Origin of the sequence: Nocardia sp. CDC153 (assembly GCF_035818515.1) — a bacterium.
In the GTDB taxonomy this organism is placed as follows: Bacteria; Actinomycetota; Actinomycetes; order Mycobacteriales; family Mycobacteriaceae; genus Nocardia.
Window position 1 is genome coordinate 280,113 of the sequence record NZ_JAYKYU010000002.1, and the last position, 18,862, is coordinate 298,974.

The 18,862-nt window shown below is 67.5% G+C and carries 20 protein-coding genes and 1 pseudogene; 11 read left to right on the forward strand and 10 right to left on the reverse strand.

Annotation, left to right across the window (positions count from 1 at the left end):
• The first annotated feature begins 44 nt into the window (after window positions 1-44).
• Genes VMT65_RS09450 through VMT65_RS09465 form a run of 4 tightly spaced genes read left to right on the forward strand, consistent with a single transcriptional unit; the run spans window position 45 to window position 4,237 of the window.
• Complete coding sequence (locus VMT65_RS09450) at window positions 45-602, forward strand: TetR/AcrR family transcriptional regulator (RefSeq protein ID WP_326307684.1); 558 nt, start codon at window positions 45-47, stop codon at window positions 600-602.
• A gap of 30 nt (window positions 603-632) precedes the next feature.
• A complete protein-coding gene (locus VMT65_RS09455) occupies window positions 633-1,382 on the forward strand; it encodes an ABC transporter ATP-binding protein (protein WP_326307685.1) in 750 nt (249 codons plus the stop codon).
• Between the two features lie 5 nt (window positions 1,383-1,387).
• Window positions 1,388-3,727, forward strand: a complete 2,340-nt coding sequence (locus VMT65_RS09460) for an ABC transporter permease (protein WP_326307686.1) — start codon at window positions 1,388-1,390, stop codon at window positions 3,725-3,727.
• 30 nt (window positions 3,728-3,757) lie between these two features.
• Entirely contained in the window at window positions 3,758-4,237 is a 480-nt protein-coding gene (locus VMT65_RS09465) for a nitroreductase family deazaflavin-dependent oxidoreductase (protein WP_326307687.1), read from the forward strand.
• 140 nt (window positions 4,238-4,377) lie between these two features.
• Here VMT65_RS09465 and VMT65_RS09470 read toward each other — a convergent pair whose 3' ends face one another.
• Together VMT65_RS09470 and VMT65_RS09475 are read right to left on the reverse strand one after the other, a co-directional pair.
• Window positions 4,378-5,310 (reverse strand): NADP-dependent oxidoreductase, encoded by a 933-nt coding sequence (locus VMT65_RS09470; RefSeq protein WP_326307688.1) that lies wholly within the window; start codon window positions 5,308-5,310, stop codon window positions 4,378-4,380.
• Between the two features lie 181 nt (window positions 5,311-5,491).
• Complete coding sequence (locus tag VMT65_RS09475) at window positions 5,492-5,911, reverse strand: MarR family winged helix-turn-helix transcriptional regulator (protein WP_326307689.1); 420 nt, start codon at window positions 5,909-5,911, stop codon at window positions 5,492-5,494.
• Between the two features lie 105 nt (window positions 5,912-6,016).
• On the opposite strand from VMT65_RS09475, the gene VMT65_RS09480 reads away from it, so the two are divergent.
• Genes VMT65_RS09480 through VMT65_RS09490 form a run of 3 tightly spaced genes read left to right on the forward strand, consistent with a single transcriptional unit; the run spans window position 6,017 to window position 7,931 of the window.
• On the forward strand, window positions 6,017-6,814 hold the full coding sequence (locus tag VMT65_RS09480) for an alpha/beta fold hydrolase (protein WP_326307690.1): 798 nt from the start codon (window positions 6,017-6,019) through the stop codon (window positions 6,812-6,814).
• Between the two features lie 11 nt (window positions 6,815-6,825).
• Window positions 6,826-7,581, forward strand: a complete 756-nt coding sequence (locus VMT65_RS09485) for an MBL fold metallo-hydrolase (protein ID WP_326307691.1) — start codon at window positions 6,826-6,828, stop codon at window positions 7,579-7,581.
• Window positions 7,578-7,931: a putative quinol monooxygenase gene (locus tag VMT65_RS09490; RefSeq protein WP_326307692.1), complete on the forward strand. Its 354-nt coding sequence runs from the start codon at window positions 7,578-7,580 to the stop codon at window positions 7,929-7,931. Before VMT65_RS09485 ends, VMT65_RS09490 begins: the two co-directional genes overlap by 4 nt.
• 126 nt (window positions 7,932-8,057) lie before the next feature.
• On the opposite strand, the gene VMT65_RS09495 is transcribed toward VMT65_RS09490, so the two are convergent.
• From VMT65_RS09495 to vanY-N, 3 genes are all read right to left on the reverse strand, one after another.
• Window positions 8,058-8,726 (reverse strand): PAS and ANTAR domain-containing protein, encoded by a 669-nt coding sequence (locus VMT65_RS09495; RefSeq protein ID WP_326307693.1) that lies wholly within the window; start codon window positions 8,724-8,726, stop codon window positions 8,058-8,060.
• A 73-nt stretch (window positions 8,727-8,799) separates the two neighbouring features.
• Window positions 8,800-9,375 carry an NUDIX domain-containing protein gene (locus VMT65_RS09500; protein ID WP_326307694.1) on the reverse strand — a complete coding sequence of 192 codons (576 nt, stop codon included), beginning with the start codon at window positions 9,373-9,375 and terminating at the stop codon, window positions 8,800-8,802.
• A 782-nt stretch (window positions 9,376-10,157) separates the two neighbouring features.
• On the reverse strand, window positions 10,158-10,886 hold the full coding sequence (vanY-N, locus tag VMT65_RS09505; protein WP_326307695.1) for a D,D-peptidase/D,D-carboxypeptidase VanY-N: 729 nt from the start codon (window positions 10,884-10,886) through the stop codon (window positions 10,158-10,160).
• 278 nt (window positions 10,887-11,164) lie between these two features.
• Between vanY-N and VMT65_RS09510 the strand changes: the two genes are divergently transcribed.
• From VMT65_RS09510 to VMT65_RS09520, 3 genes are all read left to right on the forward strand, one after another.
• Window positions 11,165-11,461 (forward strand): hypothetical protein, encoded by a 297-nt coding sequence (locus tag VMT65_RS09510; RefSeq protein ID WP_326307696.1) that lies wholly within the window; start codon window positions 11,165-11,167, stop codon window positions 11,459-11,461.
• A 117-nt stretch (window positions 11,462-11,578) separates the two neighbouring features.
• Window positions 11,579-12,733, forward strand: coding sequence for a sensor histidine kinase (locus VMT65_RS09515; RefSeq protein WP_326307697.1), 1,155 nt, complete (start codon window positions 11,579-11,581; stop codon window positions 12,731-12,733).
• On the forward strand, window positions 12,730-13,395 hold the full coding sequence (locus VMT65_RS09520; protein WP_326307698.1) for a response regulator transcription factor: 666 nt from the start codon (window positions 12,730-12,732) through the stop codon (window positions 13,393-13,395). The genes VMT65_RS09515 and VMT65_RS09520 overlap by 4 nt, the downstream gene beginning before the upstream one ends.
• A gap of 51 nt (window positions 13,396-13,446) precedes the next feature.
• Here VMT65_RS09520 and VMT65_RS09525 read toward each other — a convergent pair whose 3' ends face one another.
• The 3 genes from VMT65_RS09525 to VMT65_RS09535 form a co-directional block, all read right to left on the reverse strand.
• Window positions 13,447-14,688 carry a lipase family protein gene (locus VMT65_RS09525; RefSeq protein WP_326307699.1) on the reverse strand — a complete coding sequence of 414 codons (1,242 nt, stop codon included), beginning with the start codon at window positions 14,686-14,688 and terminating at the stop codon, window positions 13,447-13,449.
• Between the two features lie 135 nt (window positions 14,689-14,823).
• On the reverse strand, window positions 14,824-15,294 hold the full coding sequence (locus VMT65_RS09530; RefSeq protein WP_326307700.1) for a SitI3 family protein: 471 nt from the start codon (window positions 15,292-15,294) through the stop codon (window positions 14,824-14,826).
• A gap of 5 nt (window positions 15,295-15,299) precedes the next feature.
• Entirely contained in the window at window positions 15,300-16,244 is a 945-nt protein-coding gene (locus tag VMT65_RS09535; RefSeq protein WP_326307701.1) for an SAM-dependent methyltransferase, read from the reverse strand.
• Between the two features lie 83 nt (window positions 16,245-16,327).
• Between VMT65_RS09535 and VMT65_RS38400 the strand changes: the two are divergent.
• Window positions 16,328-16,528: pseudogene (locus VMT65_RS38400) on the forward strand (LmrA/YxaF family transcription factor); the annotation flags it as partial.
• 14 nt (window positions 16,529-16,542) lie between these two features.
• Here the strand turns inward: VMT65_RS38400 and VMT65_RS09540 are convergent.
• Both VMT65_RS09540 and VMT65_RS09545 read right to left on the reverse strand, forming a co-directional pair.
• Window positions 16,543-17,199, reverse strand: a complete 657-nt coding sequence (locus VMT65_RS09540) for a hypothetical protein (RefSeq protein WP_326307702.1) — start codon at window positions 17,197-17,199, stop codon at window positions 16,543-16,545.
• Window positions 17,200-17,388: 189 nt separating this feature from the next.
• A complete protein-coding gene (locus VMT65_RS09545; protein ID WP_326307703.1) occupies window positions 17,389-18,822 on the reverse strand; it encodes a lipase family protein in 1,434 nt (477 codons plus the stop codon).
• Window positions 18,823-18,862: the final 40 nt, after the last annotated feature.

Here is an 18,862-nt window from a genome sequence, read left to right on the forward strand (position 1 = left end):
TTGGGCATACGCCCAAGGCGTCTGCCCAGGATGGGAGGTGTGGTGTGGCCACCGCGGCCGAGCAAGGTCACGAGACCCGCGCGCGCCTGATGGCCGCGGCGGTGGAACTCCTCGCCGAGCACGGCTGGGGCGGGGTGACCACCCGATTGGTGGCCGACCGCGCAAGCGTTGCCCCGGGACTGGTGCACTACCACTTCACCTCGGTGACAGATCTTTTGATCGACGCCTCGGTGCAGGCGGCACAGCGTGAGTACGAATCGGCGATGGCCGGTGTCCTGGCCTTGTCCGGGCCGGACGCGATGCGCGGCATGCTGGCCGCGATCGCCGCCTACACCACCGCGGATCCGATGACGGTCGCGATGACCGAGATGATGCTCGCCGCCACCCGCCACGAGCGGCTGCGCGTCGAGCTCGGACGATTGGCCGCCGACGCCCGGGCCGCGATGGCCGGGTGGTTTCGCGGCAATGGCTCGGTGCCGGATCCCGAGGCGACGGCCGCGGTGGTGGCGGCATTGCTGGACGGGCTGATTCTGCATCGACTGCTCGACCCGAGCCTGGGGGCGGTGGATGTGACGGGACCCCTGCTGCGCGTAGCGGGCTGAACGAAACTCGAACGAGCGAGGGGAAATCCGATGAGCAAGCAGGTGAAGGCGGCCCCGGCGACTGACACCCGGCGACGGGGCGGGATCACCCTGCGCGGGGTGAACAAGACCTATGGCAGCGGCGAGGCCGCCGTGCGCGCGCTGACCGAGGTCGAGCTCGATATCCGGCCCGGTGAGCTGGTGGCCGTTCTCGGAGCCAGCGGCTCGGGAAAGACCACACTGCTCAACGTGATCGGCGGCATCGAGGCCGCCGACAGTGGCTCGATCACGGTGGCGGGACAGGACATCTCGGGGCGCGCTCCGGCGACGCTCGGCGAATTCCGGCGTGACCATGTAGGTTTCGTCTTCCAGTTCTTCAATCTGATCCCCACCCTGACCGCCCGGGAGAACGTCGAGGTCATCGTCGAACTGACCGGGCGCGGCGACCGCCACCGGGCGGCCGAGGCGCTGTCGTCGGTCGGACTGGCCGATCGCGCCGATCACTTTCCCGCCCAGCTGTCGGGCGGTCAGCAGCAACGGGTCTCGATCGCGCGAGCCCTGGCCACCGATCCGGACCTGTTGCTGGCCGACGAGCCGACCGGTGCGCTCGACGTGGCGACCGGGCGCGGCGTGCTCGAACTGCTGCAGCGGACCAGCCGCGCCGGGCGCGGGGTCGTCATGGTCACCCACAACGAGGTCGCCGCGGGCATCGCCGATCGGGTGGTGCGGATGCGGGACGGCCGGGTGATCGCCGACGAGGTGAACGCGAATCCGGTTGCCGCCGCGACCATTCGGTGGTGAGGGCGATGCTCACGCATCGGGTGCTCACCCGCAAGATCGTGCGGGATCTGCGGCGGCGGTCGGCGCAGGTGGCCGCCATCGCGGTGACGGTACTGCTCGGGGTGCTGCTGTTCGTCGCCAGCTACGACTCCTTCCGCAATCTCGAAAGCTCCTACCAGCGCACCTATTCGCGGCTGCATTTCGCCGATTTCACGGCATCCGGAGGCGATAGCGCGCGGGTGGCGGCCGCGGTGCGCGATGCGCCCGGGGTGGCGCGGGTCTCGGTGCGCACCCAGGCCGATGTGCCCATGTCGATCGGCGGCACGAAGCTGCTGGGCCGCGTCATCGGGACGACCGGACCCGACGGGGTGAACGAGATCGGTGTGGCCACGGGTCGATCGCCGGACCCCGCCCGGGGCGATCAGGTGATGGTCGAACATCACGCCGCGCAGACGTTCGACCTGCGCCCGGGCAGCGAACTCAGGGTCTTCGACGGCACGACCTGGCACGTGCTCACCGCCTCGGGTATCGCGTGGTCACCGGAATACCTGTGGCCGGCCCGCAGCCGTCAGGAGGTGCTGGGCGACCCGCACGGCTTCGCCGTGGTCTTCGCGCCACAGGATCAGCTCGCGCGGCTGACCGGGTCCGCGGGAATCGGGCAGACGCTGGTCGAAATGCGCTCCACGGCAACGCAATCCGACCGCGACCAGGTCGTGCGACTGCTGCGCGAAGCGGGCGCGATCGAGGTGGGAACGCGGGCCGAGCAGCCGTCCAATGCCGCGCTGCACGAGGATCTCAGCGGCTTCTCCGAGCTCGCCGTCGCATTTCCCGCATTGTTCCTGGTCGCGGCGGCCGTCGCGGAGTACGTTCTCATCACCAGGCTCGTGCTGGCCGAACGCCCGATCATCGGCACCATGCTGGCCATGGGGGCACGCCGGCGCACCGTGGTCGGCCACTATGTGCGGTACGGGGTGGGAATCGTGGTGGCGGGCACGGTATTCGGGGTGCTCGCGGGCTTCGTCGCCACCTCGGCGGTGACCGCGGCCTATACCAAGGCGGTCGGCATACCCGATACGGTTGTCGATCATCGATGGTCGACCGCCGTGATCGCCGTGGTCCTCGGGTTGCTCACCGGCGCGGTTGCCGGACTTGTTCCCGCGGTGGCGGCGGCACGTATCGCGCCCGCGGCGGCCATGCGGGGCGACGGAACCACACTGCAACCGACCGGTCGGTTGTCCCGGCTGACCGCGCACTGGCATCGGCTGCCGGTGGTCGCGCGAATGACGGTGCGGTCGTTGGCCCGTGGCCGTCGGCGCACCCTCGCCACCATGACCGGAACCGTGCTGGCCCTGGTGCTGATCCTCGCGTCGGTGGGGATGCTCACCAGCATGCGCTCGGCCCTGGATATCCAGTTCGATCGGGTCGAGCGCGAGGATGCCACCGTCATCACCGCGATGTCGTCGAACGAGATTGTCGCTCAATTGCATTCGGTCTCGGGAGTCACCGCTGTCGAGCCCGCCGCGCTGACGCCGGTGACGCTGGCCGCCGGAGGGCGTTCCTATTCGACCACGCTGACCGGACTGGTACCGAACACCACGATGCACGGATTCCGGAGCTCCGATGGGACCGGCATACGGTTGCCCGATACCGGCATTCTCGTCGGCGCGGCGGCGGCGAAGAAACTCCATGTCTCCGTGGGCGACACACTCACGGTCACACCGGCGCTCGGGGCTGCGAAGTCCGAACGACTCCAGGGCCTGCTCGACGAGCCGTTGGGCACCTACGCCTACGCCTCCCAGGCAATCGACCTGGGCGGCAACGGACTACACGGTTATCTGCTGCGCTTCACCAGCACGGCCGATCGAGACACGGTGCGCGCCAAGGTAACCGCCCTGCCCGGAGTGCTCGCCTACAGCGATACCCGCGCCATCCAGCACCAGGTGAACCAATTCCTCGGTCTGTTCTGGGTATTCATCGCCGCGATGCTGATCTTCGGCACGCTGCTCGCCTTCACCGTCATCTACGTGACCATGACGGTCAACCTCGCCGACCGCACCACCGAACTGGCCACCCTCCGCGCCGCGGGCGTCCCCGTCCGCAGACTCACCGCCGCCCTCGCCGCCGAAAACCTCACCGCGACACTGCTGGCCGTCCCGATCGGCCTGGCCGCCGGATACCTCGCCGCCTGGACCCTCCTCCGCACCTTCGCCAGCGACATGTTCACCTTCGGCCTCTGCCTGGGCACCACAGCGCCCATCCTCGCGATCTTGGCTGTATCGACCGCCGCAGCCACCTCACAACTCCCCGCGGCCCGCCTGCTCCGACGCATCGACATCGCACACGTCGTCCGCGAACGCGCCCAATAACCATCACGACCGCCCCCGAAGGAGACCCCCATGACCGCGCCCACCCTCACCTCACGAATCGGCGCGCGAGCCCTCCGAACCCGATGGGTCGTCCGAGCCCCCATCACCCTCTACCGAATCGGCCTCGGCTTCCTGTTCGGCACACGCCTACTGATGCTCGAACACACAGGCCGCCACACCGGCCAACCCCGCTACGTCGTCCTAGAAGTGGTCGACCACCCCACACCCGACCACTACATCGTCGTATCCGGATTCGGCCCCACCGCTCAGTGGTACCGAAACATCACCACCCACCCCACCGTCCACCTCTCGATCGGCCTCCACCGCCGCCTACCCGCCCTCGCAACCCCCATGACAGACAACGAATCCGCCCAAGCCCTCGCCCACTACATCAACCACCACCCCAAAGCCTGGACCAAACTCCGCACCACAATCGAGGCCGCCACCAACACCCCCGTCAACCTCCTCCCCATGGTCCGCCTCAGCCTGACCCGATCGAATACCGACTAGTCGTTACCAACGGGCACGCGACGGCCATGCCTCACCCACACTCGGTGATCGGCCAGGGTTTTGGCGGCGGTCCACTGTTCGGATCCGAGACCGGAGGGACACCCGCTCGAGTGCCGGTGGGCAGACGCTACCGGCCGCCGCTACGGCACGATCTGCACTACGAGCTTGCCGCGGGTGTGGCCACCGGCGACGCGTGCGAGCGCTTCGGGGGCTCGCTCGAGTGGGAATACGGCCTCGAGCGTCGGATGTAGCTTGCCGGCTTCGACCAAGGCGGTCAGCGCGTCGAGGCGCTGTCGGTCGACGCGTGCGGCGAAAGTGTCCCCGGTGATCCCGCGCTCCAACTCACCCATCGGCTCCTGGGCGATGATCGACACCGCGCGGCCGTTGTCTCGGATCGTGGTGAGGGCGCTGTCGCGGGTCTGTCCCCCGGCGCCGTCGAACAACAGGTCGATGCCTTCCGGCACGGCGCGGCGGACCTGTCCGGCCCAGTCGGGGTCGTGATAGTCGAACACCGCCGCGGCACCCAGGCTCCGTAGATAAGCGTGGTTGCCGAGGCTGGCCACACCCAGGACTCGGGCGCCCACGGCTACCGCGATCTGCACCGCGCAACTGCCGACTCCGCCCGAGGCGGCGGTAATGAGGACGGTTTCCCCAGCCCGCAGCCGTCCTCGGTCGATGAGCCCTTCGTGCGCGGTTCCCGCTGCTACCACCAGCCCCGCCGCCGCCGGAAAGTCCGTGTCGGCAGGCATCGCGGCCACCCGGCCGGAATCCGCGAGCGCGAACTCGGCGAGTCCGCCGCCGGTCGGGAACGTCGTCGCGTAAACCCGCTGTCCCGGTTGGACTTCGGCGCCCGCCCCGACCGCTTCGACGACACCGGAGATCTCTTGGCCCGGAACGAACGGCACCGTAGTCCCGGGAAACCCTCCGCCCAGCATTCCCACATCCCACGGACCCACGCCCGCGCAATGGACGCGGATCAGCACCTGACCGGGACCGGGGTCGGGCGGTGGCGGCAACTCCCCGACAGTGACACTCTCGATCCCGGTCAACTCCCGGGCCACGGCAACACGCACGGCTACCTTCTTCCTCGGTGGTCGGACATCCAGCATGACCGACTCGCCGAGCCGTGCCTGGCAGCCTCACCACCTCCGTGTGTCGGACCTATCGCGCCGATGCCACCGCGATCACCCTCACCGGCGATAAGCCCCTTCGACAGACCCGTCCCGCGCACCGCCGACCACTTTTGTTGCCCCGCTAGGCTGATTCGGCGGCGAGGGCCTTTTCGAGCAGCGCTCCGAGCGTGTCCAGCTCGGTCTGGGACAGGCCGTGGAAGGACTGCTCGGCGATCGTGTCCATGATCGCCTGACCGTCGGCGCGTAGTTGTTCGCCCTGTGCGGTGAGCCGGTGGCGCACAGCACGACCCGGGCCGGGGATGCGTTCGATGAGTCCGCGGTCGGCCATGCGGGCGGCCAGGGAGCCGAACGATTGGTCGGTCTGGAAGGTCAGTACGGCGAGGTCGTGGAGCGACGCGTCCGGATTGGCATGCAGGTGACGCAGGGTGTCCCACTGCACGAGGGACAGACCCAACGGGGCCAGGGCTCGATTGAGTGCGCGGTGGTGGCGGTGCTGCAGCCGTTTGACGGCCAGGCCCACCTCGGCCGGACGATAGCTCATGGCGTTCATCCTAGCCTTCAAATCAAAGGTTGCTTACATAAGGACCCTGATATAAGGTTATTGATATCAGCTTCCTTAGATAACCGATTGCTCGAAGGGCAAACAATGAGCACCACCGTTCCGGCCGGTAGCCTGCGACCCACTCGCATCGAAACCCATTCCCTTTCAACCGATTCCGTCGAGATCACGGTCGCCGATCTGGACCGCACCCGCCCCTTCCTGCTGTTGCACGGCGGCGGCGGACCGCAGACCATGACCCCGTTCGCGGACCTGCTCGCCGAGCGCACGCATTCGCGGGTGCTGGTGCCCACCCATCCCGGGTTCGCAGGCACACCGAAGGCTGCCGGGCTGACCGATGTCATCGCACTCGCCCGGGCCTATGTCGCCCTGCTCGGCCAGCTCGATCTCAGCGATGTGACGGTGATCGGCAATTCCTTCGGCGGCTGGCTGGCCGCCGAGATCGCCCTTCTGGACAGCCCGCGGGTCAGCGGCGCGGTCATCGTCGACGGGGTCGGCATCGAGGTCGACGACCACCCGAGGGGCGATGTGCGCGGCAAGTCGATCGAACAGATCCGCGCGATGTCCTGGCACGACCCGAGCAAGGCCCCGATCGGGCCCGAGGGCGACGCCGGGCCGAGCCCGGATGTGCAGGCGATGATCGGTTACACCGGCCCGACCATGAGCGATCCGACCCTGGCCGCACGGCTGGCGGACATCCAGCTGCCGGTCCACGTGGTGTGGGGTGAAAGCGACCGCATGGTCGACCCCGATTACGGCATGGCCTACGCCGCCGCCATCCCCGGGTCGGCGTTCACGCTGCTGCCCCGCACCGGCCATCTGCCCCAGCTCGAGACACCCGAGGAACTGCTCGGCGCGATCCTCGACCTCGACCTGCCGAAGTAAGGACAACGATCATGGCCACCTCCCTCACCGTGACCCGAATCGGGCACGCCTGCCAGTTGATCGAGTTCGGCGGCCTGCGGGTGCTGACCGATCCCTGGTTCACCGAGACCGCGACCTACCACCCGGGCGAACCGGTCGCCGCGACCGCCGCCGGCCTGGGCCGCGTCGACGCCGTCGTGGTCAGCCACGAGCACTACGACCACTGCGACCTGGACGCCTTGATCGCGGGCGGCTTCGACCTCGACACCCCGCTGATCGGCCCTGCCACCGTCACATCGATAGCCGCCCGCAAGGGCTTCCGGGATCTGCGCACCATCGAAGCATGGGAATCGACGACCGTCGGCGACCTCACCGTGACCGCCACACCCGGCGAGCACGGCGTCCACGAGGTCACCTTCGTGCTCCAATCCGGCGGGCGCACAGTGTTCTTCGGCGGCGACTCCCTGCGCGTGCCCGAACTCGACACGCTCCCTTCACGTTTCGGGAAGTTCGATCTCTCGATCCTGCCGACCAACGGCTTGTGCGTGCGGCAGCTGAACATGCGACAGGTCGTCATGGACGCCGAACAGGCCGCCTCCCTCACCGCCGTCCTGCGCCCGACGCTGGCCATCCCACACCATTACGCCTTCCACAGCGGCCGCCTCGGCGACCAGATGACGACCGCGGCCGACCACGATCCCCGCCACTACGCCGACGCGGTCGCCCGCCTGGCCCCCGACATCGAGGTCCGCCTCGTCCTGCCGGGCACCCCGGTGCACGTCGCATGAACGCCGCCGACCCGCGGTACACACCGGAGATCCCCGACGACCTCCCGCCCGGTGAACGTCCGATGCTCGCGGTGGTCCGGGCCGCGCCCGGCCACGAACAGCCCCTCGCCGCGGCCATCGCGATCCTCACCGCCACATGCCGCAGCGAACCCGGCTGCCTCGAATTTCGTTCCTTTCGCACACCTTCCGACCCCGCGGTGTTCTACCTCTACGAGATCTACACCGACACAACCGCTTTCCGAACCCACCTGACCACACCCCACGTCGCCCACTTCTTCACCGAGCTGGCCCAGCACAGCACCACCGACGCCAAGTCCCTGGTCCAGCTCATCGAGCTCCCCATCCCCTGACCCGGCCGGGCGAACGGTCACCGTGGCCGGGTCGCCCATGCCACAAGAGCTTCGGAGTCACCGGTCAGATCGCGCGATGCGGTACATCGCCGGTGGCGGTCGGCGCGCTGACCGGCCGTAGCCCGCTCAGTCCTGCAGGGTCAGCAGAACGTGATCGACGCGGGTGCGAGCGCCGGCGGGAAGCTCGATCGTCGAGAGTCGTTCGACCAGGCGGGCCGCCAAGTCCCGGACTCGGATATTGGTTTCCTGGGATCGCCACACCAGCACGCGGAAGGCATGGTCAGCGGAAAGCCCATAGGCAAGCATGAGCGCACCTTTGGCCTGTTCGATAACCATGCGGTGGGACAACAACTCCGGCATGACCTCGTCGAAGATCTCCTCCCGGGTAGCGGCCACAGTGTCGCTGAGATCGACCACATACCCCTCGGTCCCGACGGTGGCGCCGTCATCACCGACCAGCGGACGAGAGACGATCAGAATGGGGCGGGTGCGCCCGTGCGCGTCGATGATCCGATGACGACTCGAGAACGGAGCTTCGTCGCGCACCGAAGAAACGAATTCCGCTTCCACACGACCGCGGTCATCGGGATGCTGATGCCCCACCAGCAATTCAGTGGTCGGAGTGACGTTGTCGCCGGGGTCATAACCATAAAGGGCCGCGGCCTCAGGCGACCACTCCCATCGCCGCTCAGCGAAGTAGTACCGCAGAATCGCAACATGCTCGGGCGTCCCCGCCCCGACGACCAACTCGGCAGCACTCTCCCGATCCGGCGCGTCGTCCACAATAGGGTCCACCACCCGAGTATCCCCGCTCATCTCTCCTAGCGACCGAGGACCGCGATCACCGCCGTGATTACCACCAGCACGCTCACCGCGGCGTTTGTGGATTTAGGATGGCGTCCAGTTTGCGGATGAAGCGTGGAAGGTGGGGGTCGGTCGGGGGAAGGTGGCGGGGATCGAGGTCCCACCACTGGCCGGTGTCGAACTCGGTGGGGTCGAGGGGGTAGTTGTGGTCGCGGTTGCCGCGGATCACGAACCAGAGGGAGACGTCGATGTGTCCTGCTGTGCGACCGACTGTGGTCGTTCGGGTGAGGAAGAGCGGGAGGTCTCCTGTCACATCGAAATTCGGCTCGATGTCGAGTTCCTCGCGGGCCTCGCGGCGGGCCGCGTCGAGGGGGTGCTCGTGGGGTTCGAGGTGTCCGCCCATCGGCAAGTGCAGGCCTGCCATTCGGTGCTGACCGAGATACACCCCGCGTCGATCGGGATCGACGAGGACCACGTAGGCCACCAGGTGTGGTGAGGGGGTCGCGGGTTTGATGCGCCGGAAGACGTCGTCGGTCGATGCGAGCCAGTCCAACGTTGTTGCGATGTGCTGGCTTTCGAGTTCATCGAACGGCGCGAGGCCAGCAACGATTTTCGACACGACAGCGGTCGCGGGCTGCATAGCGGCAGAGGCTACACCGACACTCCGACACGATCGCGGAACCGCGCCCGCGGTGGCGGGTGACCTGCGCCCCGCGGCGCGATCGAGGCCTTTCAGCGCTGCGGCGGTTACAGTGGGCCGGTTGACGGTTCGGCTCGACCGAGGAGTGTGCGTGGGGCGCGGTGCGGCTCTGCCGCCGGATGATGTACTGGCGCAACGGCTTCGGTCCGGGGATGACTCGCCGACTGGACCGCAGGTGCGACGTTCTCGGGGCTGGAATATTTGCCCCATACCTCGTCTGTTGTCATCAACATTCAGGATGAGCCGCCGCTGATCGAACGGTTGGAGCAAGCGGTGTCGGTTGAAATCGACCGAAGGAGTCGCCTGATCGATGACTCGGGTCTCAGAACTCTCCGCGAAGCTCAGAGCGCGCATCACGGTGGCTCGGAGATGAATGACATCGCAACGCTTCTCGTCGTTATCAATGAGTTTCCGGGATTCATCCAGGCACGTCCTGGGTTCGCAGATTTCCTCGAGCGAACCCTTCGGATGGGCCGCACAGTGGGAGTCAAGCTACTTCTGGTGGCATCCCGGCTGCATGCCAGCGCTGTCGACTTCATTCAGGCTGTCGGCGACCTGCTGACATATCGTATTGCGTTGCAGACGTATTCAATTCAGGAGTTGGCGGTAGCTCTGGGAGTGCTCGACCGCCTCCCTTGCCTCCACGCGTTGTCGGAAACGACTACCTTCGGACAGTGCGTCATGCTCCGGCCAGGGCATGGCGGTACTCGGCGGTGCCCGTCTCACGCTGCGATCGCGCGCGTCTCGGCGTTCGGGTTCATCTGCTGTGCGGCGCCCGGATGCGGCTTTCGCAGCGGGGGAATCCCGGCGGTCTCGGGGCGGTGTTCGAAGTGCCACCATTCGTTGTCGTAGGTTCGGTACAGGTCGAAGCGGCCGCCGTGTTCTTCCAGCCAGCGCGCTCCCTCGCAGGGACGCACATCCAGCGCGATGCCGCGGACATGACTGGATTCGGCGGGCGGCAGCACCAGCGTGCGCGCCGCGGCGACCGACCCGGACCGCCGGACCTCCACGTCGAACAGCTGCTGCTGGGTGGCGGGATCGCGGTAGCCGGAGGTGACACCGATGAGGCGGCGGTGGCGCCAGAACGCTTCGGTGCGCGCGGCGTCGAAGGCGTGACGCGCCGCCGGGGTGAGACCGGTGAGGTCCTGGGTGGGGAAGCGCAGGGCCAGTGCCCACCGGCAGGCGAGGGCGCGGGCGTGGCCGGGTCGGCGGATGAACGCGACCGGCAGCAGCAGCAGCACGGCGAGCGCGAGCGCGCCCAGGGCGTAGACACGGTCCCGGGCTCGCGGTGGCGTGGTACGCAGCGTATCGGCGGCTACATCGGTGCCGGGGTGTGCTCGCGAGGGAAGCCGATGCGGCTCGGCGCCGCGCCGGATAGGTAGGCACGACGTGAAAGGTGCTGAGGATTCGGCGAATAGATGGTGTTCGAGCGTGGAATTCGGTGCGTGCATCGATGACGGTTCCCTTCGAGAGCGCGGACGTGGTTATCCGCATGAACTCACTGTCGCCGGAACCGGAAGGGGCGCACCTCGGCCGCAGGTACCGAATCGCCGCCCGCAGGTACCGCTTGGCTACCCGGAATCGGGAACGGTACTTCCGGTCAGACGGTCGGTACTCGAGGAGGAGGCTTCGGACGGTCTCGAGGTCCAGAGTGGGACACGAGCCTCGCCGTCGAGGCGACCAATCCAACGCCGTGCGAGCGCGCCACGGCCACAGTGAGGGAGAGTCGATGAACCTCAACGTAAGCCCCGACAACGTTCGCGGACAGGGCCTTGCCCGGGTGGTGCGGAAGGGCATCTTCCCCGTTGCCTGGGTGCTCGGCGGTGTGGGGCTGGCCGTCGCGGTATTGCTGTTCGTCGCCGTGCTGGTCATTCACGCCGGCCAGCGCACCACCGGCTACAGCTGGCAGCCCGCCGCCTTGCTGGCACTGATAGCCGGAGCCTTCGCAGTGCCGATTCTGATCGCGGCCCTGCTCGTACGATTCGGGAGCGGCAACTCGGCGCAGCCCGGCGATGATCGCCGATGACCTCGTCCTGCGCGACACGGCCGCCGGCGAGCTCGGCCGGTGGTGGTCGCGTCCATGGTTCGATGACCTGGGTCGCAATCCGATGGTGCACTGGCATTCCCACGCGAGGAGGATCGGGTGAAGGTCATTCCCGCCCGGCGGCATGACCGGATCCTCGATGGCGTTCTCGGGCTCACGGTGTTGCTCGTCGGTGCCGTCGAAGCGCTGATCAGCATCCGGGACAACGCGTTTCCCCATCGCGGCAGTGTCGCCCCCATCGTGGTTCTCACGGCGCTGGCGGTCGGCTGTGCGCGGTGGCGTCCCGGGCTCGCCCTGGCGCTGATGTGGGTGTGCTTCGGATATCAGCTCTACGTCGGCGTTCCGGTCCTGATGTTCGAAGTGGCTTTTGCCGCAGTGATTTTCGTATCCGCGCGCCGTGGCGACGCGGCGGCCATGGCGGCGAGTGCGGTCTCGGTCCCCGTGGCCGGGGTGCTGGCCTACGCCGGGCTGCGCGCCTCGGGAGCGGTGCTGGTGCTGGCTCTGTTCGGGGTCTGCTGGGCGGCGGGGCTGGCGTTGCGGCTGTTCGCCGAGCAGGCAGCGCATTCGCTGGCCTCCCAGCATGCGGCCGAGGCCGAGGCCGCCCGTGCGCACCGGGAAAGCGCGCAGGCCCGCGAGATCGCCCGCCTGCGCGAGGAGCAGGCCCAGATGGCCCGGGATGTGCACGATGTGGTGGGCCATTCGCTGGCGGTGATTCTGGCGCAGGCCGAATCCGCGCAGTTCATCGCCGATTCCGATACTGCGAAGCTGCGGGGCGCGATGGCGAACATCGCCAAGCTCGCCCGCTCGTCGCTGGGCGATGTCCGCCAGGTTCTCACCTCCGCCACACCGTCGGAGACCGGGCCCGGGGAGTTGCACGAACTGATCGAGGGCGTGCGGGCCAGCGGCCACACGATCGACCTCACCGAGACCGGGGTCGCCCGCACCCTGGCCCCCGAGCTGGCCACGGTCGCCTACCGCGTGCTGCAGGAAATGCTCACCAACGCCATCCGCCACAGCGAACGCGGCACCGCGATCACGGTCGAACTGCACTGGGCCGACGACCTCGAGATCCGGACCGCCAACGCCGTCGCGGCCGAACCGAAGCAGACCAATCAGTCTGGTATCGGGCTCGAGGGCATGCGCAGACGGCTGGAATCGGTTGGCGGCCGCCTCGACGTCCAACGCCCACCCGCCGATGCGGCGGGCGTGTTCACCGTGGCGGCCCGGGTGCCGCTGCGTAGGGTCGGCTCGTGAGCGACGACGAGATCCGGGTGCTGCTGGTCGATGACCAGGAGCTGTTCCGCACCGGCATCGCGGTGATCATCGACGGGCAGCCGGGCCTGCGCACCGTCGGGCAGGCCGCCGACGGCTTCGAGGCGCTGAACCTGGTCGAGGACCTCGAACCGGACGTAGTGCTGATGGACATCCGGATGCCGGAAATGGACGGCGTCGAAGCGACCCGCCAACTCTTCTCCCCCGAACGCGCCGCCCGCCGCACCAAGAACCTGCGCGTGCTCGTCCTGACCACCTTCAACCTCGACGACCGCGCCGCGACCGCGATCCGCTACGGCGCCAGCGGTTTCCTGCTCAAGGACACCACCCCCGCCCTGCTGTGCGATGCCATCCGCACCGTCCACGCCGGCAATGCCGTCCTCGCGCCCAGTGACCTGACCACCCTGCTCGACGGCCAATTCCGCACTCGCGCACCAGTTCCCGAAGCATATGCCGACCTCACCGAAAAGGAACAGCAGGTGTTCGCCGCAGTCGCCGCGGGCCATTCCAACCTCGAGATCGCCCAGCAGATCTTCGCCAGCGAGTCCACGGTGAAAACCCACGTCGGGGCCATCCTGCGCAAACTCGGCCTCCGCGACCGCGTCCAGATCGTGGTCTTCGCCCACGAACACGGACTGGTCTGAGCCACACGGGAATTCGCAGGGCGGGAGTATCGCCTGGCTATCGGCGGCGGGTTATCCGACGAGTGATTGTCCGGGTAGTCCGCATGTGCTGCCTGTCGGTGTCCCGGCCAGTCGTTGGCCGATCCAGTCCAGGGCCGCGGGGCTCCCGGCGGGATTACCGGTTAGGTGTTCGACTCCGGGATGTTTGACGTAGGTGACGTTCACGCCTCGCCCGCAGTAGTCGCCGACGAGTCCGTCGGTGTCGCCGATGGGGGCGGTCTCGTCGTTCATCGCGTGATAGAGGTACAGCGGCATCGACGGGGTCCCGTACCCGCCCGCGCGCAGACTACTCAGAACCGCCGCGATGGCCGGGATGTCGAGCAGACTGACCCCACCCGGGGTGACGGTGTGATCGGACAGCCGCAGCATCGGGTAGCTCGACTCGAGTTGCAGCAGGCACAGATTGCCCACGTTCGCACGGAATCCGGGATCGGGGAAATAGGACGCAATGCCGAGTTCAGGGTAGGCACGGTCGATGCCCAACGCGGCTGCGGCGGCGAGGGGACCGGAGAAACTGCCGTCGATGGCGCGCGCGTCGTTGGCGATGTCCACGGTCACGCCGCCGGCCGCGACGCCGCGCAGGTTCAGCTCCGGGGCGTAGTCGGCGGCGAGTTCGGCGGCGAACTCGCTGCCGCGCGCCCCACCGGAGTAGCCGAAGATGGCCGCCGGGGTCGCCGCGCCGGAAAGCCCTGCGGGCGCGAAGTTCTCGGCCGCACGGATCGCGTCCAGCGTGGTGCGTCCCTCCACATATCCGGCCGCGAATTCACCGTCGGGACCGAGGTAGTCGGGCACCACCACGGTCCAGCCCCGCTCGAGCACACGACCGAGGTAGATCATGTCCATCTCCATGACGCCGGTCGTAGCCTGTGCTCCGAGGCCGGCTTGCATCTGCGCCGACGGAAAGCACTGCGGCGCAATGGCATCGATGATCGCGTCGTAGGCCAGCAGCACCGGCGGCTCGACCCGGTTGACCGGCCGCAGCACCGTCGCCAGCGTCGTTATCGGGTCGCCCTTGGTGTTCTGGCTGACGTAGCGGACCTGCCACGCCGAGAACGCCGCGCCAGTGGGAATACTGGGAATCGCCACCGGATGCGCCTCAACGATCGCGCCCATACCCGCCGAGTCGGCCTGCGCGACAGCGGCATCGACGATCCGCGACAGCGGTGCGGCACCGATTCCGGTCGACGCCGCGATCATCACGGCGCTGGCGGCGGCCACCAGGACACGAGCACTGCACAGCCTTCGGCAACGCATCGATTCCACCTCGATCTCGGGAAGGGAGTGGAGCATGTTCTCGCCGAACGATCCGGCGTCAACCTACCGACACGGCGGCCACGACCGACCGCAGACACGCCGCCCGACCGATGAACCCACGCCGGGAAGTCCAGGTCAGCTGGCGAGGGAGGCGGTCTCCCGCTCGAAGGGCTCGAGCAGCAGCCGCTGGCGATGAGGCTGCCAGAACGTGTTGTCCGCGTTCAGAACAAGGTCATTGTCACGGCGGCGCAGCCACACCGTTCGATGCTCCGAAATCAACTGCGCGTCACCGGGAAGACTCGCCAAGGTGTCGGCGACCAGACGGGCGATGTCGTCTGCTTGCCGCTGTTCATCACCAAGTTCGGCGAGACGGAAACGTATGCACGCGACCGGGACCCGTCCGGAAGTATCGGCTCGGTTCTCGACCGGGTCCGGCTTTTCCGCCCGTATCCATAGACCGGACGTGTTGACCACTCCCGCAAGCAGTTCGGTCGCTCTCGTGCCGGAGGGGACTATCGCCGCGGGACGGGCGAGATCACGGACCACCCTGGCGAATGTGTCGAGCGGCAGGTCGATGGCGAGATCGAAGCGGTACGAGGAGATCACGGCCGTCACCCCCGCCTAGAGTGCGCGGGGATCGCGTGCCCGGCTGCGACGAGGTCGGCGCGCAGCAGGCGACCGGCATCGGTCAGCTCCCGATGCCGTCGGCTCAGTCGCGCGGGAGCAGGACGGCCGTGGGCGAGACCTTGCTCTTCGAATGTGCGCACCGAGGTGATCCAGCCCCGGGAGGCGAACCACGCGGCCGGGTCGGTCCGGCGGTCGGCGTGCACCAAATCCGGGACATGCCCGAAGGGATCGCTGGAACCGGCTGTGCCGCTGGCCCACAGGCTCTTCTTCTGTTCGTCGGCTCCGGAATCGTAGTAGTTGACCGCCATCCGGCTGCCGGGCGCACAGAGCCGGTGAATCCGGGCGAACAGCAAGTCCTGTGCCGCCGCGGGCAGGTAGAGCAGCAGTCCCTCGGCGGCCCAGACCGTCGGCCGGGCCGGGTCGAACCCCGCCGCGCGCAAGGCTTCTGGCCAATCGTCGCGCAGATCCACGGCCACGGCGCGATGGCGGGCAGTCGGCCAAATCTCGTGCCGGGCAAGGACATCGGCCTTGAAGGCCAGCACCTTCGGCTGATCAAGCTCGAAGACCGTCGTACCCCACGGCCAGGCCAGCCGATAGGGGCGGGTGTCCAGTCCCGAGGCCAGGATCACGACCTGGCGAATCCCGTCCTCGGCCGCCGCGATGAAATAGTCGTCGTAGAACCTGGTCCGCACGGCCAGCGCGTACTCCAGAAACCGCTGCACGTCATCGCTCGCCCCGTGCCCGAGCCACGACACCAGGCTCGGCTCCCCCGCGGCATGTATGAAAAGCCGTGCGAACTCGTCGCGAGCCATCGCATCGGGCCGGGCCGCTTCCACCGCCCGCGCGGCCGCGACGCCCAGTGCCGTCGATCCCACACTGGTCACCACATCCCAGGAATCTTCCGAGGTATCGAAGGTTCGCGTGGTCATCACCGACTCCCTTCAACGCTGTAGGTGTGTCTATGGGTAACGGTAAATGACCCTGTGGCAGGCCGAGCTGGCCGCGCGAGCGCTCCCGCTCGCTGACCCTGACCGCGATCGCAGCCATCGAGGGAGCACTGATTCTGGCCAAGGCCCACCGCAGTACCGAACCCCTCGACGACATCGAAACCGAACTCATCGCCCTGATCGAATCCGTACTGGGTACCGCAGGACTTCGCAACGCGTCGAACCAACATGCGCAACCTCGCTTCTTTCTATGTCGAACGGCGTAGAAAGAAGCGGGTTCCTAGGCCGGAGTGGTGTGGCTGACCGGTGTTCCGACGCCATTGGCGAGCGGATCACCCGGGTACTGATAGAACCGGCCCGGCTGATCGGTCTCGACGCCGTATCCGATACCGAGGCCTTCGAGCGCGGTCCGCACCGCCGCGACCGATTGCCAGTCGAAATTCTCGAAACCGACGTCATTGGGGACGCCGACATCGCGGCCCAGTTCGTTCTGCGCGTGCCGCACCAGAGCGCGGTGCACCGCCTCGGTACCCAGGGCCTCGGCGCACAGGCGCGCACCGAACGGTTCCCGCGCCGTGGCATAGGCGCTCACGCCGAGCAGATACAGACTGATCTCCACGGTTTCGACGATCTCCAGCGTGGAGAACAGGCCGACTCCCCCATTGTCGAACGCCGCGTCGGGAAACCAGTACGACCGGGTCAATGGCACCCCGCCCGCGTCCTCGAGCGCCTGCACGTGGTGGTACTCCTGAGTGACCGCATTGCGCAGGACGGGCAGAAACGCCTCCGAGGGCGTGCCCGCGGCGCGCTCGATGGCCGCGGTGACGAAGGTGACGCCGAGCGCCTCCTCGGTGACGAGGAAATCGAGGACCTCTTTCAGCCCTTGTTTGTCGCCCAACGTCGCGGCTTTCGCGGTGGCATTGATGATCGAATTCATGACTTCTCCTGGTCAATTCGGCAGACGCACGGGATCACCAAGGAACCTCGGATATAGAGCGAATTCGCGGCTACCACGGTAGGTGCCCGGCGCAGAGCCGGACAATCCGAAAGATTCACAATTGCGGCGACCCGTTCGAGTGCATTTGCACAGACCCTGATCGGCCAGTCGGGTGTATATAGCCGGAGGTCAGCGGCTTCCGATGGGCCATTGCACGACACCGGCCAGCAGCGTGCCCGCACCCTGCAGCCAGACGGGCCAGGTGGCCGGGTCCAGCGCCATCGAGCCCTCGTCGTGGATATCGCACCCCGAGCCGACCGGGACACCGTCGAAGCGGTCCTTCAGCCACAACAGCACCCGCGGCATGCCGATCAGTTCCAGGGTGATGTGCTCGCTGAAATGGTCACGCACGTAATGGACTCGGGCGTTCGGGTTTCGGCAGTACTCATCCACGATCGCGTTCACCGGGCCGACCGGGGCCAGCCAGTCCGGGTTGGATTGGTAGATGAACACCGGCATGTCCGGCACCGAATGCCCGAGCCTGATGGCGTCGAAGACCTCGTTCGGGACCGGATCGTGCAGCGGGTCTGGGCGGTCGAACAGGCCCGGAATATTGAGGAACGGGAAGATGCCCGCCGAATACAGGCACAACGCGTTCTTCACCGGAATCATGGCGCGGCCGAACGGGTTCATGTGCTGCTGGATGTAGCCGTCGAGCTCCGGATACTCCCGCGCCACCCCGAGCAGACCGCTGAACACGATGCCCGAACCGGCGTTATTGGTGGCCAATTCGATGGTCTTGCGCAGGTCCGGCTCATTGCCGCCGGTGGCCACGCCGACAATGTTCAGGTCCGGCGCGTACGAGGCGCGCACCTCGGCCACGTGCGAGGAAACGATTGCGCCGCCGGAATATCCGGCCACGCCGACCTTGGTATCGCGGCCGGGCAGGCCCATCGGCGCGAAATTCTCCGCCGCCCGAATCCCGTCCAAGGTGATGCGAGCGGCCAGCGGCCCGGCCGCGAACGCCGAATTCGGGCCCTCATGATCGGGCATGGCGACCGCCCAGCCCGCGCCCAGCGCGGTCAATGGGGCCACGAACTCGAACGGGATGTCGTACTGGGAAGTTATGTTTCCCGGAATCGACGCCTGTTGCAGCACATACGACGGCGCGCAATAGTTGGCGTTCGAATCCTCGGGGAACTGATACGACAGCAGCGGGCGCGGCTGTCCGCCATTGTCGCCGCGCGGTTTCATCACGGTCGTCACCGCCGCTATCGGCTCACCGCGAGTGTTGGTGGAGCGGAAGGACAATTGCCAGGCGTCGATATTGAACGGGATGATCGAATACAGCGCCAGATGCACCTCACGGGCCGCGATGATGTCGCCCGGCTTTTTGGCCACCACGACCTCGGCGGGCGGCGCGTAGAACCCGGGATCCAATTCCGGCGGCAGCGGCGGAATCGGGAACGGCAGTACCGGCCGCACCGGAACCCGCTGCGGCACAGAGTCATCAGGTGGTGCGGCCGAAGCCGTCGTCCCCGCCAACGCCAGCGCACACACCACCAGCATCCCGACGAACGCGACGACGCAACGGGCTCCCCTACCCAAACCAGCGACGGACATATCACCTTCCTCCGAAAGAACAGACCGCGCACCCATCGGG